This window comes from Caviibacter abscessus (genome assembly GCF_001517835.1).
Taxonomy (GTDB): domain Bacteria; phylum Fusobacteriota; class Fusobacteriia; order Fusobacteriales; family Leptotrichiaceae; genus Caviibacter; species Caviibacter abscessus.
Map to the genome: position 1 here is coordinate 17,879 of NZ_LOQG01000027.1, position 19,648 is coordinate 37,526.

A 19,648-nucleotide genomic window follows, 5' to 3' on the forward strand; every position below is an offset into this window, starting at 1 on the left:
GGAGGTTTTGTAATGAATAAAAAAATGTATTTAATGATATTTGGTATTATAGTATTAAATTCTTGTTCAAGCTTCAATTCTATGTTTTCAACATATGATCCATATGAAGGAAAAGTGCCTAAAAGATTAAGAAAGGTTCAAGAGAGCCAAAACAAGAAAAATGAACCTGAAAAAAAAGAAATTAAACAAGTGCAAGAAGTTAAAACACAACAACCAGAAAAAATAGAACAACAACTTAATGATAAAGTTGTAAACATAGAAGAAGTAGTTTACACAGCAAATGAAAAGAAAATTTTAAAAGCATTTAAAGAAGAATATTCTTTGATAGATACTGTAGAAAATATTGAAAAACAAACAACAGCTGCAATTATAAAATTAAGAAAAGAAAAAAGAAAAGATTTAAAATCTTTAGAATTTTTAATAGCTGTAAACGAAACTTTAAAAAAGACTAAAATAAATTCGTATATATTAGCTGTAAGTAGAACAATAAATACATATAATAGTTGGAGTAAAAAATGAGATTAGATAAGTTTTTAAAGTTAATTCGTGTTATAAAACGAAGAAGTATAGCACAGGAACTTTGTGATGCTGGGAATGTAGAAGTTAATTCAAGTATTAAAAAGCCAGCATACGTAGTAAAAAAAGGCGATGAAGTAGTGGTTAAATATTTTAATCATACTATAAAATTTAAAGTATTGGAATTGCCAACACAAATAGTATCAAAAGATGATGTAGAAAAATTTATCAGTTTTTCTAATTAAATAATTTTCTTGAAATTGTACCTTTAATGTGATACTATTAATATACCTTGCTCTAAACTTGGATTTAGGGCTATAAACCATAAGGAAAGGAGAAAAGAGAAGATGACAAAGTATGAAATTATGTTTATTCTTTCAACACAAATAACAGAAGATGAAAAAAAAGCAGTAGTTGAAAAAGTAGAACAAGTTTTAGCACATTCAGGAGCTGAAGAAATCACAACTGAAATAATGGGTGATAGAAAACTTGCATATCCAATAAAGAAAAAAGAAAATGGATATTATGTTTTAACTAAATTTGTTATGGATGGTACAAAACTTGGTGAAATTGAAACTAAGTTAAATATAACTGAATCAATTTTAAAATACATGATTGTAAGAGATGAAAAGTAAGCCTAAAGTTTAAGAAGAGGTGAATTTAGATGAATTATGTATCATTGTTAGGAAGATTAACAAAAGATGTTGAATTAAAACAAACTTCAACAGGAAAGACTTATTGTAGATTTACATTAGCTGTAAAAAAAGAATATGCTTCTGAAGGAGCAGATTTCATAAATTGTGTCGCTTGGGATAAAAAGGCTGAATTTTTAGCAAATTATTTTACTAAAGGACAAAGAGTTTTAATACAAGGAAGACTAAATACAGGGTCATATGAAGTTAATGGAGAAAAAAGATTTACAACAGATGTATTAATAGACAAAATATCATTTGTTGAAAGTCAACAAAATGCTCAAAGTGTATCATATGGTAACAAGTCTACAAGTATGGATATTCCTCAAGAAGATAATATGGAAGATGACTCATTAGATGATGACGAATTTCCATTTTAAATAGGAGGTGTAACAGATGAAACCAGTTGCTGAATTTAAAAAGAGAAAAAGAAGACCAAAAGTAAAATTTAAAATAACTGATATAGATTATAAAAATGTGGATTTATTAAAAAACTTTATGAATGATAAAGGGAAAATATCTCCAGCAAGAGTAACAGGTCTTGATGCAAAAATTCAAAGAAAAATAGCTAAAGCAATAAAAAGAGCTAGACAAATAGCATTATTACCATATACAAAAATAGAAAAATAAAATTAATAAATAGATTGCCCGTAAATTTAGCGTTTACGGACTTTTTTTGATATATTAAAAATGTATGATATAATTAAGCATAGAACTTATTGTGGGAGATTATATGACTAAAAAAAGAATTATTCAGATACTGTTTATAATAGTTTTAATAACATTAATAAGGTATATTATTTATGAAATAAATATTTTAAATAATACTAGAAAAAATATACAGGTAGTAAATAAAACAACTAAAACAATTTTTAAAAATGAATTATTAGAAAATCTTGTTGATAAATTTAAAGATATAGCACAAAAAAATAAAGTTGAATTATTCAATTTTAATTTTGTTAAAGCACAAAATAAGACATATTTTAAGATTATTACTCCTGAAATAGAAAACAGTTCATATATGATTGCATATGAAGGAATAAGTGTAATTGAACTTTATGCAAATATAGGCGTAATAAATGAAGAAAAAATGAAAATTGCCGAAAAAATATTAGTGACATTAATTGAAGTATCAGATAAATTAATTAGTGATGAAGAAGCAAAAAGAATTTTTGCAATGTCATCTTCAAAACTTGATAAGGATAATTTATCATCAAGTATAGCATACACAAATGGTTTGACGTATACTTTAGATGTAACGGAGTTTGGCGGTTTAATTTTGAGTATAAAATAAAAAAAGTAAATAGGATAGTAATATTAATTTGAAAAAAACTATCCTTTTTTTGTACTACATGAAAAATATGAATGATACAAAATACCTAAAAGGGTAGATTTTTATTGACTTTTTGCGGGGGGGGGGGTGCTATAATGGCTTAATTTGTAAAAAGGAGTATATATGCTTATGGGAAAAAATAAAAAAATTTTTGGTTTAGTTTTAGGGATTTTACCTTTAATTACACCAATTATAGTGAGTGCTGAATTAACCACCGCTCAGATAATTACACCAATTATAGTGAGTGCTGAATTAACCACCGCTCAGATAGGGGCGACTTTAGTTCAAAAACCATTAACAAAAAATACTGTTAGTGGAACAAAGGCAACAGCTTTAGGAGAAGAAAATGTTACTAATGGAGAAAAAACAGTAGCATTAGGATTTGGAAATGAAGCTAAAAAGAGAAAAGCTGTAGCAGTGGGACTAAAAAATAAAGCAGAGGGCGAAAAATCTTCAGCTATGGGATATAAAAACATTACAAAAGGAAAAATGAGTTCAGCTGTTGGTGAGAAAAATAAGGCAACAGGTGATAGAAGTAGTGCATATGGATATAGAAATGAGAGTACAGGATTACACAGTCAAGTTTTTGGATATGGTAATAAAGCAGAGGGTGAGAGAACTAGTATATTTGGGAATAAATATAAAGTAACTGGAGAACAATCTGGAGCATTTGGTTTAGGAGACGGTTCATTTAAAGAAGGTAAAAAAGATTGGGATTATAAAAAAATGATTGAAGGATCTAATTCATATGCCTTTGGAAATAGAAATGGAATATCAAAAAGTGCTAAAAATAGTTTTATTTTAGGAAATGATACTGACATTGAAAAAGAAAATTCAGTAGCAATAGGAAATAAGAATAAAGTAAAAAATAAAAACACATTTGTTCTTGGAAATGATATAACAGCAACTAAAGAAAATTCTGTTTACTTAGGAAATAAAAGTAGTGAAGCAGACAGTACACATTCAAAAGCATTAGAGGACTATAGTAAAGATTTAACATTATTTAGTTCGCCTATAAATTTTACAGGTGGAAAAGCTATCGGAATAGTAACGATAGGTTCAGTAGGAAATGAAAGAAGACTACAAAATGTAGCAGCAGGATTAATAGCTGAAAAAAGTACTGATGCAATAAATGGTTCTCAGTTATATGCGATAACGCAAGCTTTAAAAGATAAAATAGATAATATTACTTTAAAGTATGAAGGAGATAAAGGTAAAAAAGAACTTAAATTAAAAACAGAAACAATGAAATTATCAGGAGATGGAAATATTACAACAGAAGTGAATTCAGGGTCAGGAGAAGTTAAATTTAAGTTAAATGAAGTAATAACATTGGGAACAGAAGATAATAAAAAAATAATATTAAATGGAAAAGAAGGAAAAGGAAAATTTGGAAAAATAGAACTTGATGGAAATAAAGGAGTAATAAATAAATTAACCAATATAACATGGAATGGAACAGCAACTACAGGACAAGCTGCAACAGAAGATCAATTACAACAAGTTCAGGATACTTTAAATGTAAAAATAGAAAAAAATGCTAGAGAAATAAAGAAAATAACAGGTGGAATAGCAACAACGATGGCAATGGCAAATATCCCACAAGTAGGAGATAATAAGTTATTTTCAATAGGTGCAGGAGCAGCCTATTACAATAAACAAGGTGGATTTGCTCTTGGAATAAGTGGAACTGAGCCATCAAATACCTTTATATATAAACTAAGTGCAGGAGTAGATACACAAAAAACATTTGGAGTATCAGCGGGATTTAATATTAACTTTGTAGATAATACTAAAAAAGCATTAGTTGTAAATAACAATAAAGCATATGTTTATGATAATAAATTAGCAGAAAAAATTGCAAGGCTTGAAAAAGAGAATGAAGCGATGAAAGATAGAATAACAGCTCTTGAAAATAAGATAGGTCAAAGTGTATCAAACTTTAAAGAAAAATTATACATAATAGATCAATTTATAAATAACAAATATATGCCAACAAAAATACAAATAGAGAAATTAAAAGCAATAGTAAAAGAAATAAATGAAAGATATACAGATAGGATAATAGATATAACAGGACATACAGATACAACTGCAAGTGAGAGATATAATCTTGAGTTAGGATTAAAGAGAGCAAATAAGGTATCAGATTTATTGATAAGCTTAGGTTTAAAGAATCCACAAAACATAAGAAAAGTATCAAGTTATGGATTTAATAATAAAGTAAATAGTAATTTATCTTCAAATAGAAGAGTAGAAATAACTGTTAAATAAGCTAATCCCTAAAATAGATTTATATAGAGCAATAATACGAAAGTATGAATTGCTCTTATTTTAATAAAAAAAAGGTGCAAAAAACACCTTTAATAATATAAATTTTTGGTTTTTGTGACAATTTCATCAACAGTTAATGAATCAGGATGTACTGTTCCAAGATATTGTGTTGTTACTTTAACTGGTTTAATAAATTTAGAACCAAAAGGCATAGCCTCATATGCTCCTGAAATTTTTAAACAAGAAATAGGAACATTAAGATTTTTAGAAAGCATTGCATATGTTTTTTTGAACTCTCCTAAATTTCCATTTCTTGTTCTTTCTCCTTCAGGGAAAATAAATACATTTTTACCTGATTTTAGTATAGAAGCTAAAGTTTCAATAGTTCCATTCATGTTTTCATCTATATTTAGTAAGACAATATTTGAGTTTTTAGCAACCCAACGAAGAAATTTATTATTGAAATACCAGTCTATTCCTAAAAAATACGTGTTATTTTCAACCATATTCATAAGTGCAAATGCATCAATAAAACTTTCATGATTTGCTATATATATTTTTACGCCTTTTTCATCTACTTTATTTTTTATTTTTAATCTGAAATAAATTTTACAAAGTATATATGAAATAAATTTAGCAATAGGAACTAAAAAACCGCTTATATATTCTTTTACTGGTGCGTTTTTAATAGTATTTTCTATTGATGTATTTGTTTTATTATACCCTTTTGAATTATCTTTTACGTATGTTGCAATTTCTTCAAGGGTATTACCTTTTGACTTAACTCCAAAGCTTTTTTCAATAAAAGTTTTAAGTTCTATCAAATCAAGAGAATCTAAACCGTAATCAAGTTCTAAACTGAAATTAGGTTTAACATAAAATCCTTTTGCTTCATAAATATATTTATTTATTTCATCGTATTCTTTAAAATATGAAATATTTTCTTTAATTTCTATATCAGAATTATCTTTACTATAAATATCTTTTAAAACAAATCTTCTTAACTTACCTATACGTGTTCTTGGAAGTTCGGTTGTTTGTGTCTTAACATCTAAAATTCTTAGATGAGGTTTACATTCGTTGTTATATTTTTCAATAATTTTTTTTATGTATGGTAGAGATTTATCACTTACAGCAACAGCACAAAGTTTGTTGTTATAAGCTAAAACAGCGATTTCTTTAATTGTACCGTCATTAATTCTCATTATTTTTTGTTCTATATCTTCAGGGTCAATATTTTTACCATTTGATAAAACTATCATTGCATTAGCACGCCCTACAATTTTTATATACCCATTTTCATCAAGTTCTACTAAATCACCAGTTTTAAACCAACCATCTTCAGTAAAAGCTTCTTTTGTTTTTTCAGGATTGTTATAATATCCTTTTGTAACCATAGGTCCTTTTACTAATAATTCATTATCTCTAATTGTAATGCTTGTATTTTTTATTCCTTTACCAACAGTTCCATGTTTACAGTGATCATTTATAGATGCTGCAAAAAGTGCTGTTGTTTCTGTAAGACCATATCCTTCAAAAAACATAAATCCTAAAGTTGTAAAAAAATCCATCATTTTAACATCAGCTTTTGCTCCACCGCATGCTAAGGTTTTTACATTACCTAAAGTATTGTGTACTTTTTTGAAAACTAGTTTTGCTAACTTTTTAGAACCTATTAATTTAACTATATTGAATAAAGTCTTTGTTATTATATTTCCAAAAATTTTATTTTTTATTGAATTATAGAATAATTCGTAAACTCTTGGAACTAAAACTAATATATCAATTCCATGTTTGCAAGCTTTTAATATATCATCACCGGTTAATTTATCAACAAGTATAACTGTACCTTCAACTTGATTATTTAAGAAAAATATCATAGTTGTCATAAGAGGAAGTATGTGATGAAACGGTAAAACAGCTATAGTTTTTGGACTGTTTGGAACAACTTTTAAATCTATTATAGAATCAATTTCACCTAGTAAATTATTTGCAGTAAGCATAACTCCTTTTGGATTTCCTGTTGTTCCTGAAGTATACATTATTATTGCTAAATCATCTCCATTTGGAGTATTTGTTTTTGTTTCTTGACTACTTTCATCTAATTTTATTTCATCTATATTTACTGTATAATTTTCAACATTATTTTTTGTTTTATTTGAAACTATTATTTTATCTGTTTTTAAGTCATTCATAAAAAAGTCTATTTCATCTTTTGTGCTTAAATAATCCACAGGAACAGCGATAGCTCCTCTATTCCATATGGCATATAAAGAATATATCCATTCAACTCTGTTTTCAGAACAAATTAAAACAAAATCTCCTTTTTTTACGTCGCTTAAATATTTATCAGAAAATGAATTTATGTGTTTAATAAGCGTAGCATATGTTATTTTGTTTGAATTTGAATCTATTAACGCAGTTAAATTAGAATATTTTAACATATCATCACCTCAAAATTATTATACACTTATTTTTGTTTATTGTCCATATTTTTAATGAAATAAACTAAAATAAGTTGAAAAACAAAATAGCTCATTTTGGGAGCTATTTTTAAATTTAATATTTAGGATTTTCAATACCAAATACAAAATAAAGTGGTTTCATTGCATTATCGTTAAAGAATAGTAGATCAAAATATTCTTTTCCTAAATTTAATGGATTTTGACTAAATACATATTTTTTAGTTTGATCAAATAATTTTTGTATGTCCATTGAAGAATTGATTTCTGTAACAGAATAATTTCTTATACCATAATCTTTAGTTATTGCATTTATAGTATCTTTTATACCACCAATATTATCAACTAAGCCAATATTGATTGCTTCATTACCTAGCCATATTCTACCACCTGCTATAGGTTCTAATTGCTCTTCTTTAAGTTTTCTTCCTTCTTTAACACGCATTTTAAATTCTTCGTAAACATTTAATGATGTGTTATATATATGTTCTTTATCTTCTTTTGTAAGTGTGTAATATGGATCAAATATTCCTGCAAATTTTCCATTTGATACAACCTGAGAAGAAATTTTTAATTTGTTTAATGTATTTGCAAATTTAGGAATTATACTAACAACTCCTATAGAACCTGTTATTGTTGCTTTATCTGCAAAAATTTTATCTCCTACACTTGAAATATAGTAACCTCCTGAAGCAGCAGTATCTCCCATTGATATATAAATAGGAATTTTAAGTGTTTGTTTGAATTTTTTTAGTTGTTGATAAATTAATTCAGATTCAAGAGCTGAACCTCCTGGAGAATTTATACGAAGTATAACTCCCTTAAGATTAGGTAATTTTTTTGCCTCATCTAATTTTTCTTTAACAATTTGTTCTGAAATATAGAAAGTATTAATTCTGCTGTTAGTAGGTGTTATTATCCCTTCAAGAGGAATAACGGCTATAGTATTTTTATTAGTAGATTGTGATTTTGAGTTTTCTTGTGCAAGTATATTACTAAAATATTCTGTTTTATCTTTTTTTATACCATTATCAACAAGAAAATTATCCCAGTTTTTTATATCATCAATTAAAGATAAATCACGAGCTTTAAACGGATTAATATTTGCATATTTACCATCTAAAATATTTTGTCTTAATATAAATCTGTTTAGTTTTCTATTTTCAGCTATAGTATTTGCAAATTCGATTAGTCTGTTTTCATAAATTCTGGTAACATCACTTCTATGTTCTTTTGACATTTTGTTTAAATAAAGATTTTCTCCGGCAGATTTATGAGAACCAACATGTATTGACTCAACTTTAACTCCGAATTTATCAAGTAAGTTTTTGTAATAAAGAGTATTTGCATAATAGCCTGTTATATCAAGTGAAGCACTATATGTGTTAGGCATAATTATTTTATCTGCTATGCTTGCTAATTTATATGCCTTTGCATTTATATCTATACCGTAAGCATATATTTTTTTATTTGATTTTTTTAAATCTTTAAAAACAGAAATTAATTCTTCAATTTGAGATGCATTTGCATCTATTTCATCAAGTTGAAGTATTATATCTTTAACATTATCATTAAGTCTTATTTTTTCTAATTCATTTATAACTTGTATAAACGAAGAATCTTTTTGATCAAATGAAAATTGATTATTAAATTTATCTTCATTTACATTTTTTAAATTAAATATTAAGTGTGTGTAATTTTTGTTTACAGTTATGTCTGGTGAAAATATATTTTTTATACCTGCAATTATTAAAAAAACTAAAAACAAAAAGAAAATAAATCCTATTGAAATCGAATAGAAAATCTTAATATTAAAAAATATAAAAGATTTTAATGTGTTTATAATTTTTTTCATTTTATTTCTCCTCCTCCAATTAATTCATTGTTAAAATAAAAAACTATATGTTGCCCTTTTGCATTTTGTGCATTTTTTTCGTTATATTTAAAAAATAGTTTATTATCAGTTATAAATAGTTTACCGCTTAGTCCTCTTGAAGAAAATCTGGGTCTTGCAATTAATTCTTTTTCTAAAAAGTCTTCCAATTTCTTATGAAAAATGTAGTTAAATATTTCTATGGTATCAATTAATAAATTTTCAAATGAACCAACTGTTATTGTATTTGTTTTGTTGTCAATGTTTGTTATAAATAAAGGGTGCGGACTTTTAATTCCAAGATGTCGTCTTTGCCCTAAAGTATATAGTGCGTATCCTTTGTGTTTCCCTATAATTTTACCAGTACTATCTATAAAATTTCCTTCTTTTAAATCAAGGTGTGTACTTAAATATTTTTCATATCCATCTGGTGCAAAGCAAATTCCTTGGCTATCTTTTTTATCATGTGTTACTATATTATTTTCTTTTGCTATTTGTCTAACTATTAATTTATTAATATTTCCAAGTGGAAATAATATCATATCAAGATCTTTTTTTGAAATTCTGTATAACATATATGTTTGGTCTTTTATGCTTTCTGAAAAAAACATAAAGCCATCTTCGCTTTTTACTGCATAATGTCCTGTTGCAATATAATCAAAATTTAATTTTTTAGCAAGATTTATTAAAGCACTAATTTTTACTTTTTCATTACATATTACACATGGATTAGGAGTATAGCCTTTTTTATATTCTTTTAAAAATTCCGTTATGACCTCTTTTGTAAATTCTTTTTCAACGTTAATAACATAATGTGGTACTCCAAGTGAAAAGCAAACTATTCTTGCATCATTAATATCATCTAAAGAACAGCAGGTTTTATTTTTGCTGTTTATAACATCATCTGAAAGATGTTTTAAACTAACTCCAACAACCTCATATCCTTCATTTTTAAGCAACAATGCAGCAACTGAACTGTCAATACCTCCACTCATTCCAACTATGACTTTTTTCATTATATAAACCTAATGACAAAAGGGATTATAAAAATAATGAAAATACCTGTTATTCCAACTGCAAGACCTGCCATAGCACCTGATACCGTATTCATTTCAATAGCTTTACTTGTTCCTACTGCGTGAGAAGCTGAACCTAATCCAATTCCCATGGCTATATGATCTTTAATATTTAATTTTTCAAATATGAATGGACCTACAACAGCTCCTGTAATACCTGTAACCATTACGACAACTACGGTTATTGATGCTATACCTCCTAAGTTTTCAGAAACTCCAACAGCAATTGCTGTTGTTACTGATTTTGGAAGCATAGAAAAAACTATTTCTGGCTTATATTTTAACAGCTTAGCAACAACTGCAATTATTATACAATTTATTACATTTCCTATTAATATACCTGAAATTATTGAAATATAATGTTTTTTTAGTAAGTGAAAGTTTTTATGTAAAGGTATTGCAAGAGAAACTGTTGCCGGAACAATTAGAGCATTTAATATTGAACCGCCAATATAGTATTTTTCATATGAGATATTAGCAATTTTTAATATTATAATTATGAATATAATAGATAAAAGTATTGGATTAAATAGAGGAAATTTTATTTTAGCACAAATTTTACTGCAAATAGCAAAAACAATTATTGTAAGTAAAATTCCAAATAAGTACATATCAAATAAATGTCCAAATAAATTATTTAACATCTTTGTTATCCTTTCCTTTTTCAAAATATTTTTTTATAATTTCTACTGTTTTCGCTATAATTATTAGTGAAATTATTGTAGTAACTATTGTTAATACGAAAAAAGAAATCCAAATTTCTTTTATTAATCCAAATTTTGTCATTATTCCAACACCTGCTGGAACAAATAGAATACCTAGATTTGCAATTAAAAAACTTCCAACATTTTCTATTTTTTTTAAATTAACTATTTTTGTTTCTAATGCTATAAATAATAAAAACATTCCAATTACACTACCTGGTATAGGTAATGGAATAAATGGAGAAAGCCCTTCTCCTAAAAATGAAAATATTAATATGTACATTAATTCTTTATAAAACTCCATTTTATTTATCTCCTACTAGTATATCGCTTATTGCACTGATAAATTCATTTTTTGTAAATGGTTTACATATACAAGCTTTTGCTCCTGCTTCAAGACCTTCAGCTATATAAATATCTAAAAACATCATTGAACTACATATAAGTATTTTTGCTTGTTTATCATAATCTAATATTTGAGATATTGCTCCAAAACCATCAAGTCTTGGCATATTAATATCCATGGTAGTTATATCGGGTTTATACTTTTTGTAAAGTTCAACAGCCTGTATACCATCTTTTGCTTCTATAACGTTAAAGTTATATTCTTCTAATATGTTTTTTATATTTTGTCTAAAATATGAACTGTCATCAACAACTAAAGCTATTTTCATAAATTAAACACCTCAATTATTTTTCTTGCAACAGCATCTGTGTCACTATCTTCTATTATTTCATGGTTAGGTAACATTTCTTTTAATTCAGTTAGAGCATTACCCATAATATACCCTTTTTTTGTCATTGTTAGCATTTCAATATCATTTAATCCATCACCAAAAGAAATTGCTTCATCAAGGCTTATACCATATTTTTCTAAAAGAAATTTAGCTGCATTACCTTTTGTTGCATTTTTATCATATATTTCAAGTGAGTTTTTACTTACAAATGCAATATTTGCATATTCTCCTATATCTTTTCTTAAAACTTCACGAATTTTAAGCAAATGTTCATATTCTCCTATGAAATATATTTTATTGTATTTATATTTTTTGAATTCTTCAATTTCAATTTGAGTTGGTCTGTACTTTTTATCAAGTCTTTTTGTTAAATAAAAATTTTTGTATAGGTCATCAACAACAAACCAATTTGTACCTGAATAACCATTTATAAATATTTCCGAGCCATATTTTTTATAATCAAAATCAACTAAATATTTGCTTATCTCATCTTTTAAAAATATAGAAAGTAATTCATTATTGTTTTCATCAATAACTCTTGAACCATTTGTTGTAATCAAAGGCAGTTTATGTTTAAATTGATCTGCAATTGCTCTTGCTCCTTTTTGTATTCTTCCTGTTGCAACGAAAACTTTAATTCCTTTATCAAGTAATTTGTCAATAGTATCTTTTGTAAATTCTGTAAGTAAATGATCTTTATTAAGTAAAGTACCGTCAAGATCTGTTATTACCGCTCGAAACATTTTATCACTCCATTTTAATATTATATAATATTATATCACAGCTTTATGATTTGTTGAAATAAAAATTATCGTTGCACTTTGCAACGAGAAATGCAACGAAAAATTTTTCGTTGTATTTTTTTGTGCAACAAATTATATTTTATTTAAAGCAAATAATAAAAAAAAACAGAGGTATTTTTAATTAACTCTGTTTAAAACTTTACCCTATTTTTTTGTGTGTATTTTTTGCGATCCATTGTTTTAATTTAACATTTGCCCATAAACTATATATTCCAAGTGTAATAAGGGTTAAAATTCCCCATACGATTAGTTTAACCAAAAGATCAATTCCTTTACCTTCAAATGTATATCTTTCACCATCTATTACAGTATGTTCGACAATCCATTTATAATATGCACATAAAATAAAAGCTGTTCCTAAAGAAAAAGTAAAAATAGTAACAAGTACTATAAGTAACTGATATGCAAAATTTTCCAAAACCGGACCATCAAAGTATGACTTATTATCCAAAGAGACACCTCCTAACATAAAAAATAAAAATATTTATATTAAATATTATTTACCTTTCTATTATATTATCTATAATAAAGCTATATCCTAAAACTTCTCCTACATCTTTAACTGTGCCTTGTAATGTTATTTTTTCTCCAATTTCCATATTAGCTATTTTATTTCGTTGCGTCTCATCTGATAAATAACACTGTACAAAATTCAAATTATATATATTATTATTTGGACTTAAAGAGATATATTGTCCGTCACTATCAATAACTGTAATTACTCCTGTGATTTCCAAATCTTTATTTTTGTATTTTTTACTTGCTTTTAAAGCGTTCTTTTTTAAATCTTTGATTAGTTCACTAACTGAATATGAATAGTATATTTTCTCTTTTCTTCTTTCTGTAATGTAATTTTGTGTACTTTCTTTTTTATCATCAGCTTCATGTTCACAACTTATAAACAAAAAAGAAAATAAAAAAATAGAGAAATAACTCATGATTGTTTTAATTCTAAACATATATAACTCACTCCTAAAAAAATATTACATAAATTATATATATATATATATATTGTCAACATAATATTTTGTTTAATTTATTATATTTATTTCTAAAGTTAAAAAACTCCATATGGAAATTTAATGGTCTATTATTTTATAAAATGATATAATGAATATAACTTTATTAGGAGAATTAATTATGTATAGATGTAAATGGGCTAAAAAAGACATTGAAATTAACTACCATGATAATGAATGGTGTAAACCTTCTTATGATGATTTATACATATTTGAAATGCTTATACTTGAAACTTTTCAGGCAGGGCTTAGTTGGCTTATTGTTTTAAATAAAAGAGAAAGTATAAGAAATGCATTTTCAAGTTTTGATTATGAAAAAATTGCAAAGTATGATGAATATAAAATAGAAGAACTTTTATTAAATGAACAAATAATTAGAAATAAGCTTAAAATAAGATCGGCTATTTCGAATGCAAAATCATATATAAAAATTAGGGAAGAATTTGGCTCTTTTAGTTCATACATATGGAAATTTGTAAACAATAAAATATGTGTAAATTATCCAAAAGATGAAAAACAAATTCAAAGTAAAAATGATTTATCCGATGAAATAAGTAAGGATTTAAAAAAAAGAGGATTTAAATTTGTTGGTTCAACAACTGTTTATTCATTTTTACAATCAATAGGTATAATAGATGATCACGTAATTAATTGTAAGGAGAAATATGGAAAATAAACATGATTTTATGGGTACAGAAAATATAACAAGTTTAATAATAAAATTTTCATTTCCGGCTATTCTGGGAATGTTTGTAAATGCGTTATATAACGTTGTTGATAGAATATATATAGGTCGTATAAAAGAGATAGGACACCTTGCAATAGCAGGACTTGGGATAGTTTTTCCATTAGTAATAATATCATTTTCATTTGCACTGCTTTTTGGGATAGGTTCAAGTGCTTGTATATCTCTTAATTTAGGAGATAAAAAAGTAAAAAAAGCTGAAAAATATCTAGGAACAGCAATTTTTTTAGGTATTGTTGTATCAATTTTAATAACTATATTTAATTATTTATTTTTAGATAAATTACTATATATAATAGGTGCAAGTGGTTATACTTTTATATATGCAAAAGATTATTTTTCAATTATTAATTTTGGAATTTTTGCTTTAATAATGTTTAATATTTTAAATGCAGTAATAAGAGCAGACGGAAATCCTAAAATGGCAATGTTTACTGTTTTAAGCGGTGCAATTGTTAATATAGTATTAGATCCAATATTGATTTTTTATTTTCATTTAGGAGTTAAAGGTGCAGCTATTGCTACTATAATATCTCAATATATTTCATTTGTTTTGGCTTTATATTATTTTGTATCAAAATATAGTAAATTAAAGATATTGACAAAATATATAAGGTTTGATTATGAAAAAGCAAAGAAAATAATTTTACTTGGAAGTTCGGCATTTGCTATTCAAATTGGATTTAGTTTAGTAAATTCAATACTTAATGTTGTTTTAAAAAAGTATGGGGGAGATATATCAATAAGTGCCATGACAATAGTGCAATCATTAATGACCTTTCTTTTAATGCCTATTTTTGGAATTAATCAAGGAATACAACCAATACTTGGATATAACTATGGAGCAAGAAAATATAAAAGAGTTGCCTCAACGTTACTACAGGGAATTTTAGGTGCTACAGTAATATGTATAATAGGCTTTGTGCTTATAAGATTATATGGCAGTAGAATGCTTCTAATATTTAATAAAAATCGTGATTTAATAAAAATTACAACAAGAGCTCTTAATATCTATACTTTAATGTTGCCTATAATAGGTTTTCAAATAGTATCATCTATTTATTTTCAAGCAATAGGAAAACCTAGACTTAGTTTATTAATAAGTTTATCAAGACAAATTCTTGTTATGATACCAAGCTTGTTTCTTTTATCAAGAATTTTTGGTTTAAATGGTATATGGTATGCGACTCCTACAGCAGATTTAATAGCTACTTTAATAACATTTGTATATATAATGAAGGAATTAAAATATTTAAAAATGGAGGAAAACTAAATGACAAATTACAATGAATATTTAAAATTTAATGAAGATGTTTATGCACAAAAACAAGAAAAAATATTACCTAAAATTGTAATTGATTATGATACAACAGATGCTATAAAAAAAATATCAAAATCAATTAATTTAATGGTTTATGCAGAACCATATTGTCCTGATAGCAGAGCAGTAGTTGCAGTTCTTGAAAGAATAAGAAAATGTAATCCTAATTGTATAAATATTGAATATATACCTAGAAAAGGAAATGAATATAAGCTTAATATGATTTCTGAAGGCAAAATTCCTACAGTATTTTTAGTTGATGGAATTAAACTAACAACTATTATTTCAGAAAGACCAGAACCTGTTAAAAAAATTATAGAATCAAGTGATAATCCAGAAGAAGAAATATATAATTTTAGAATAGGAAAATATAATAGTGAAATAATAAGTTCAATTATTGAAGTTATAACAAAAGAATAACTGAAAAAAATAAGACAGCTAAACTTAATATAAAACAAAATTAAAATGAGTATAAAGTTGTTTATAACCTAAATAAAATAAAGCTTTATAATTGAAAATGATAAATAAAAATGTTACTATAATTCAACAAGGGAAGTGATTAAATTGAGAAGAATTTTAGTATACATTTTTTTATTTATAGGAAGTATAAGTTTTGCAAAATTGAAAGTTGGAGTAACTATGTTACCGTATTACTCATATGTCAGTAATATTGTAGGTGATAAAATGGAAGTTGTACCACTTGTTCCTGAAAATATTAATACGCATAGCTATGATGCAACTCCAAAGGATGTAAAAAAATTGGCAAGTGTTGATATAGTCGTAATAAATGGTATTGGAAATGATGAATATGTGTATCCTATGATACGTGCAGCACAAAAAACAAAACCTAATATAAAAATAATTAATGCAAATAAAACTGCAAATTTACTGTATATATCAGGTCAAAAAAATACAAAAGTAACAAATGTTCATACATATATATCGATAACACAAAGTATAAAACAAATAGATTATATAGCACAAAAATTAGGAGAAATAGATCCAAAAAATGCAACGTATTATAAAAAAAATGCAAGAGAATATGATAGCAAGTTAAGAAAAATAAAACAAGAAGCTTTAGCTAGAGTTAAAGGAAAAATGAGTGGCATAAAAATAGCAACTTCACATGCAGGCTATGATTATTTACTAGCTGAATTTGGTCTTACTGTATCAGCGGTAGTTGAGCCTTCATATACACAATCTCCTACAGCTTCAGATTTAAAACTAGCAATTGAAAAAATAAAAACACAAAAAATAGATATTTTATTTGATGAAGAATTATCAAATCATAAAAATGCAAGAACAATCAAAAATGATACGGGAGTATATATAGCAACTCTTAATCATATGACACAAGGTGCATATTATAAGGGAGCATTTGAGAAATTTATAAAATTAAATATGAAAAGTGTTACTGATGCTATACTTTCAGTACAAAACAAAAAATAAACTCTGTATGATTGCAGAGTTTTTCTTTTGCACTTCTTTTTTTTCAAAATTTTCAGGGTATAATTAATGTATGATGAATAAAAAGGAGGATTTATGAAAGTATTTGTTTTAAATAGTGGTAGTTCATCAATTAAATTTCAAGTAATAGAAACTACAACATCTAAAACCTTAATAAAAGGTTTATGCGAAAGAATTGGCGTTGAAAACTCAACATTTACAGTAGAAAATATGGAAAAAGGCATAAAAAGAAAAAATGAGCCGCACAATTTTAAAAATCATACTTATGCACTGGAACATGTGTTAAAATCCTTACTTGACAGAGAAATTGGCGTAGTGAACAAATTAGATGAAATAGGTGCAATAGGACATAGAGTTGTTCACGGGGGAGAATGGTTTACAAAATCTACGATAGTTACGGAAGAAGTTTTGGAATTGCTAGAAAAAGCAAATAAATTAGCACCTTTGCATAATCCAGCTAATATTAAAGGAGTTAGAGTTTGTCAAAGGCTTATGCCTGATAAAGTAAATGTGCTTGTATTTGATACCGCATTTCATCATACTTTAGACCCTGAAAAATATATATATGCACTTCCTTATGAAGATTATGAGGAATTAAATATAAGAAAATATGGATTTCACGGAACGTCGGTAAGATATGTTAGCGGTAGAGCTATACAAATGCTAGATAAAAAAGAAAGTAAAATTATAGTTTGTCATTTAGGAAATGGAGCATCCATAACAGCAGTTAAAAATGGAAAATCAATTGATACATCTATGGGATTTACTCCTCTTTCAGGTATACCTATGGGAACAAGAAGTGGAGATATAGATCCGGCAATTGTACTTTATTTAATGGAAAAAAGGCATTTATCAAAAACTGAGGCAATGGAAAGACTTAATAAAAAATCAGGAATGCTTGGGATATTTGGTAAATCAGATAATAGAGATTTAACCTTTGCAATGCTTGATGGAGATGAAAGAGCAAAATTAGCATTTGATATATTTTGTAGTAGAATAGTATCTTATATCGGTTCTTATTATTTACAACTTGAAGGTTTAGATGCAATAGTATTTACAGGAGGTATAGGTGAAAATTCACACGAAACTAGAGAAGAAGTATGTAAAAGATTAAAGGTTTTAGGTATTGAATTGGATTTATCTCAAAATTCGAAAAGAGTATCAGAAGATTTAGTATTATCAACAGAAAAATCAAAAGTGAAAGTGCTAAAAATTGGAACTAATGAAGAGTTAATCATAGCAAAAGATGTTGAAGAATTAGTTTTTGATTCAAAATAAATTTTCTAAAAATATTGACTTTATAACTAACAAGTGCTATTTTATATAATAATAAAAAGTATTGTTAGGAGAATAAAAATGAAAAAAACATTTACAATTATATCAGCACTAGTTTTATCAAGTTTATCATTTGCACATTTTCAAATGATAAATACAAAAACATTAAATGTTGATACAAGTAGCAAAAGTATACCTTTTGATATTATATTTACTCATCCAGCTTCAAATGGTCATACAATGGATATAGGAAAAAATAAAGAAGGTAAAATAGCTGAAGTTGAATCATTTGTTGTTAAAAAAGGTGAAAAATTAATAGACGCAAAGTCATATTTAGTAAAAAGTACTTTTGGTAAAACAGGAAATAAAGCATTATCATATAAATTTACATTAGATTCAAAAACAGGGCTTAGAGGTTCAGGAACTTATGTATTAATTTTTAATCCAGCACCTTATTATGAAAAATCTGAAAATATATATATCAAACAAGCGACAAAAGTATACCTTCAAAGAGGAGAAATAGAATCTGAGGGGTGGAACGAAAAACAAAGTGAAAAAGGAACGCCTGAAATATTACCATATATAAATCCAACAAAATTATGGAAAGGTCAAATATTTAGAGGGCAAGTTGTAGATGGAGAAGGAAATCCAGTTCCTAATGCTGAGATTGAAGTTGAATATAGAAACTATAATGTAAAAAATGGTCAATTTACAGGTACTGCAAAAACAGAAAATTCTGAAAATGTAATTTTTGCAGATAAAAATGGAATGTTTGAATTTGTTTTAACTGAAAAAGGACAATGGGGATTTGCTGCACTTGGGGCAAGTAAACATGACAAAATTGACGATGTTGAAGTATCATATGATGCGGTTTTATGGGTAGAAGCAAAATAATAAATAGATATAAGTTGTAAGCGAAAGTTTACAACTTTTTTTATTTTATATAAGGTAAAATTAAAATATATTTCAAAAAATTAAATAAAATATTGATTTTTGAGAAAAGTAGGGTATAATCTATTAACAATTATACGAAAAGAGAGGTACAGTAATGAAAATTACAGATATTAGAGTAAGACTTGTTAAAGGAGCAGAAGAAGATTTAAAATTAAAAGCTTATGTTGATATAACTTTTGATGAATGTTTCGTTGTACACGGATTAAAAATTATTGAAGGGCAAAACGGACTATTTATTGCTATGCCTTCTAAAAAGATAGCAAATAATGAATTTAAAGATATAGTTCACCCAATCCAACCTGAATTTAGAAAAGAAATAACAGATCAAGTATTAGCTAGATATGAAGAAGAAAAATTAAAAGAAGATTAATTGAAATATTTTAAAGGGGCTTAAAAA

Annotated in this window: 23 protein-coding genes; 14 read left to right on the forward strand and 9 right to left on the reverse strand. The window is 26.2% G+C overall.

Going from position 1 to position 19,648, the window contains the following annotated elements:
* Positions 1-12: 12 nt before the first annotated feature.
* The 7 genes from AWT63_RS03410 to AWT63_RS03440 all read left to right on the forward strand — a co-directional run bounded on the left by AWT63_RS03410 (position 13) and on the right by AWT63_RS03440 (position 4,815).
* Positions 13-519 (forward strand): hypothetical protein, encoded by a 507-nt coding sequence (locus tag AWT63_RS03410; RefSeq protein ID WP_068268421.1) that lies wholly within the window; start codon positions 13-15, stop codon positions 517-519.
* Entirely contained in the window at positions 516-761 is a 246-nt protein-coding gene (locus AWT63_RS03415) for an RNA-binding S4 domain-containing protein (RefSeq protein WP_068268422.1), read from the forward strand. Before AWT63_RS03410 ends, AWT63_RS03415 begins: the two co-directional genes overlap by 4 nt.
* 102 nt (positions 762-863) lie before the next feature.
* The gene (gene rpsF, locus AWT63_RS03420) at positions 864-1,151 is read left to right on the forward strand and encodes a 30S ribosomal protein S6 (protein ID WP_068268423.1); all 288 of its coding nucleotides are present in this window, start codon (positions 864-866) and stop codon (positions 1,149-1,151) included.
* Between the two features lie 29 nt (positions 1,152-1,180).
* Positions 1,181-1,588, forward strand: coding sequence for a single-stranded DNA-binding protein (locus AWT63_RS03425; protein WP_068268424.1), 408 nt, complete (start codon positions 1,181-1,183; stop codon positions 1,586-1,588).
* Positions 1,589-1,604: 16 nt separating this feature from the next.
* A complete protein-coding gene (rpsR, locus tag AWT63_RS03430) occupies positions 1,605-1,838 on the forward strand; it encodes a 30S ribosomal protein S18 (RefSeq protein WP_068268425.1) in 234 nt (77 codons plus the stop codon).
* A gap of 103 nt (positions 1,839-1,941) precedes the next feature.
* Positions 1,942-2,502 (forward strand): hypothetical protein, encoded by a 561-nt coding sequence (locus tag AWT63_RS03435; RefSeq protein WP_068268426.1) that lies wholly within the window; start codon positions 1,942-1,944, stop codon positions 2,500-2,502.
* A 168-nt stretch (positions 2,503-2,670) separates the two neighbouring features.
* The gene (locus tag AWT63_RS03440; protein WP_197407853.1) at positions 2,671-4,815 is read left to right on the forward strand and encodes an OmpA family protein; all 2,145 of its coding nucleotides are present in this window, start codon (positions 2,671-2,673) and stop codon (positions 4,813-4,815) included.
* Between the two features lie 89 nt (positions 4,816-4,904).
* Here AWT63_RS03440 and AWT63_RS03445 read toward each other — a convergent pair whose 3' ends face one another.
* The 9 genes from AWT63_RS03445 to AWT63_RS03485 form a co-directional block, all read right to left on the reverse strand.
* Positions 4,905-7,259 carry an AMP-binding protein gene (locus AWT63_RS03445; protein ID WP_068268428.1) on the reverse strand — a complete coding sequence of 785 codons (2,355 nt, stop codon included), beginning with the start codon at positions 7,257-7,259 and terminating at the stop codon, positions 4,905-4,907.
* A 115-nt stretch (positions 7,260-7,374) separates the two neighbouring features.
* A complete protein-coding gene (gene sppA, locus AWT63_RS03450) occupies positions 7,375-9,132 on the reverse strand; it encodes a signal peptide peptidase SppA (RefSeq protein ID WP_068268429.1) in 1,758 nt (585 codons plus the stop codon).
* Positions 9,129-10,166 carry a tRNA 2-thiouridine(34) synthase MnmA gene (gene mnmA / locus AWT63_RS03455; RefSeq protein ID WP_068268430.1) on the reverse strand — a complete coding sequence of 346 codons (1,038 nt, stop codon included), beginning with the start codon at positions 10,164-10,166 and terminating at the stop codon, positions 9,129-9,131. The genes sppA and mnmA overlap by 4 nt, the downstream gene beginning before the upstream one ends.
* A complete protein-coding gene (locus AWT63_RS03460) occupies positions 10,166-10,870 on the reverse strand; it encodes an LrgB family protein (protein WP_197407854.1) in 705 nt (234 codons plus the stop codon). Before AWT63_RS03460 ends, mnmA begins: the two co-directional genes overlap by 1 nt.
* Positions 10,860-11,234 carry a CidA/LrgA family protein gene (locus AWT63_RS03465; RefSeq protein ID WP_068268431.1) on the reverse strand — a complete coding sequence of 125 codons (375 nt, stop codon included), beginning with the start codon at positions 11,232-11,234 and terminating at the stop codon, positions 10,860-10,862. The genes AWT63_RS03460 and AWT63_RS03465 overlap by 11 nt, the downstream gene beginning before the upstream one ends.
* 1 nt (position 11,235) lies before the next feature.
* The gene (locus tag AWT63_RS03470; RefSeq protein ID WP_068268432.1) at positions 11,236-11,604 is read right to left on the reverse strand and encodes a response regulator; all 369 of its coding nucleotides are present in this window, start codon (positions 11,602-11,604) and stop codon (positions 11,236-11,238) included.
* Positions 11,601-12,410 (reverse strand): Cof-type HAD-IIB family hydrolase, encoded by an 810-nt coding sequence (locus tag AWT63_RS03475; protein ID WP_068268433.1) that lies wholly within the window; start codon positions 12,408-12,410, stop codon positions 11,601-11,603. Before AWT63_RS03475 ends, AWT63_RS03470 begins: the two co-directional genes overlap by 4 nt.
* 199 nt (positions 12,411-12,609) lie before the next feature.
* Positions 12,610-12,921 (reverse strand): DUF898 family protein, encoded by a 312-nt coding sequence (locus AWT63_RS03480; RefSeq protein WP_068268434.1) that lies wholly within the window; start codon positions 12,919-12,921, stop codon positions 12,610-12,612.
* Between the two features lie 49 nt (positions 12,922-12,970).
* Positions 12,971-13,429 carry an OB-fold protein gene (locus AWT63_RS03485; RefSeq protein ID WP_068268435.1) on the reverse strand — a complete coding sequence of 153 codons (459 nt, stop codon included), beginning with the start codon at positions 13,427-13,429 and terminating at the stop codon, positions 12,971-12,973.
* A 181-nt stretch (positions 13,430-13,610) separates the two neighbouring features.
* On the opposite strand from AWT63_RS03485, the gene AWT63_RS03490 reads away from it, so the two are divergent.
* The 7 genes from AWT63_RS03490 to spoVG all read left to right on the forward strand — a co-directional run bounded on the left by AWT63_RS03490 (position 13,611) and on the right by spoVG (position 19,621).
* The gene (locus tag AWT63_RS03490) at positions 13,611-14,165 is read left to right on the forward strand and encodes a DNA-3-methyladenine glycosylase I (protein WP_068268436.1); all 555 of its coding nucleotides are present in this window, start codon (positions 13,611-13,613) and stop codon (positions 14,163-14,165) included.
* Entirely contained in the window at positions 14,155-15,507 is a 1,353-nt protein-coding gene (locus AWT63_RS03495; protein WP_068268437.1) for an MATE family efflux transporter, read from the forward strand. Before AWT63_RS03490 ends, AWT63_RS03495 begins: the two co-directional genes overlap by 11 nt.
* The gene (locus tag AWT63_RS03500; RefSeq protein WP_068268438.1) at positions 15,508-15,975 is read left to right on the forward strand and encodes a thioredoxin family protein; all 468 of its coding nucleotides are present in this window, start codon (positions 15,508-15,510) and stop codon (positions 15,973-15,975) included.
* 144 nt (positions 15,976-16,119) lie between these two features.
* Positions 16,120-17,004 carry a metal ABC transporter substrate-binding protein gene (locus AWT63_RS03505; RefSeq protein ID WP_068268439.1) on the forward strand — a complete coding sequence of 295 codons (885 nt, stop codon included), beginning with the start codon at positions 16,120-16,122 and terminating at the stop codon, positions 17,002-17,004.
* 93 nt (positions 17,005-17,097) lie between these two features.
* Entirely contained in the window at positions 17,098-18,300 is a 1,203-nt protein-coding gene (locus tag AWT63_RS03510) for an acetate/propionate family kinase (protein ID WP_068268440.1), read from the forward strand.
* A gap of 78 nt (positions 18,301-18,378) precedes the next feature.
* Positions 18,379-19,191, forward strand: a complete 813-nt coding sequence (locus AWT63_RS03515; protein WP_068268441.1) for a DUF4198 domain-containing protein — start codon at positions 18,379-18,381, stop codon at positions 19,189-19,191.
* 154 nt (positions 19,192-19,345) lie between these two features.
* Positions 19,346-19,621: a septation regulator SpoVG gene (spoVG, locus tag AWT63_RS03520; protein WP_068268442.1), complete on the forward strand. Its 276-nt coding sequence runs from the start codon at positions 19,346-19,348 to the stop codon at positions 19,619-19,621.
* The last annotated feature ends 27 nt before the right edge of the window (positions 19,622-19,648 follow it).

Coding starts and splice junctions, on each gene's coding strand:
- AWT63_RS03410 (WP_068268421.1), top strand. CDS start 13: ATGAATAAAAAAATGTATTTAATGATATTTGGTATTATAGTATTAAAT.
- AWT63_RS03415 (WP_068268422.1), top strand. CDS start 516: ATGAGATTAGATAAGTTTTTAAAGTTAATTCGTGTTATAAAACGAAGA.
- rpsF (WP_068268423.1), top strand. CDS start 864: ATGACAAAGTATGAAATTATGTTTATTCTTTCAACACAAATAACAGAA.
- AWT63_RS03425 (WP_068268424.1), top strand. CDS start 1,181: ATGAATTATGTATCATTGTTAGGAAGATTAACAAAAGATGTTGAATTA.
- rpsR (WP_068268425.1), top strand. CDS start 1,605: ATGAAACCAGTTGCTGAATTTAAAAAGAGAAAAAGAAGACCAAAAGTA.
- AWT63_RS03435 (WP_068268426.1), top strand. CDS start 1,942: ATGACTAAAAAAAGAATTATTCAGATACTGTTTATAATAGTTTTAATA.
- AWT63_RS03440 (WP_197407853.1), top strand. CDS start 2,671: ATGGGAAAAAATAAAAAAATTTTTGGTTTAGTTTTAGGGATTTTACCT.
- AWT63_RS03445 (WP_068268428.1), bottom strand. CDS start 7,259: ATGTTAAAATATTCTAATTTAACTGCGTTAATAGATTCAAATTCAAAC.
- sppA (WP_068268429.1), bottom strand. CDS start 9,132: ATGAAAAAAATTATAAACACATTAAAATCTTTTATATTTTTTAATATT.
- mnmA (WP_068268430.1), bottom strand. CDS start 10,166: ATGAAAAAAGTCATAGTTGGAATGAGTGGAGGTATTGACAGTTCAGTT.
- AWT63_RS03460 (WP_197407854.1), bottom strand. CDS start 10,870: ATGTTAAATAATTTATTTGGACATTTATTTGATATGTACTTATTTGGA.
- AWT63_RS03465 (WP_068268431.1), bottom strand. CDS start 11,234: ATGGAGTTTTATAAAGAATTAATGTACATATTAATATTTTCATTTTTA.
- AWT63_RS03470 (WP_068268432.1), bottom strand. CDS start 11,604: ATGAAAATAGCTTTAGTTGTTGATGACAGTTCATATTTTAGACAAAAT.
- AWT63_RS03475 (WP_068268433.1), bottom strand. CDS start 12,410: ATGTTTCGAGCGGTAATAACAGATCTTGACGGTACTTTACTTAATAAA.
- AWT63_RS03485 (WP_068268435.1), bottom strand. CDS start 13,429: ATGTTTAGAATTAAAACAATCATGAGTTATTTCTCTATTTTTTTATTT.
- AWT63_RS03490 (WP_068268436.1), top strand. CDS start 13,611: ATGTATAGATGTAAATGGGCTAAAAAAGACATTGAAATTAACTACCAT.
- AWT63_RS03495 (WP_068268437.1), top strand. CDS start 14,155: ATGGAAAATAAACATGATTTTATGGGTACAGAAAATATAACAAGTTTA.
- AWT63_RS03500 (WP_068268438.1), top strand. CDS start 15,508: ATGACAAATTACAATGAATATTTAAAATTTAATGAAGATGTTTATGCA.
- AWT63_RS03510 (WP_068268440.1), top strand. CDS start 17,098: ATGAAAGTATTTGTTTTAAATAGTGGTAGTTCATCAATTAAATTTCAA.
- AWT63_RS03515 (WP_068268441.1), top strand. CDS start 18,379: ATGAAAAAAACATTTACAATTATATCAGCACTAGTTTTATCAAGTTTA.
- spoVG (WP_068268442.1), top strand. CDS start 19,346: ATGAAAATTACAGATATTAGAGTAAGACTTGTTAAAGGAGCAGAAGAA.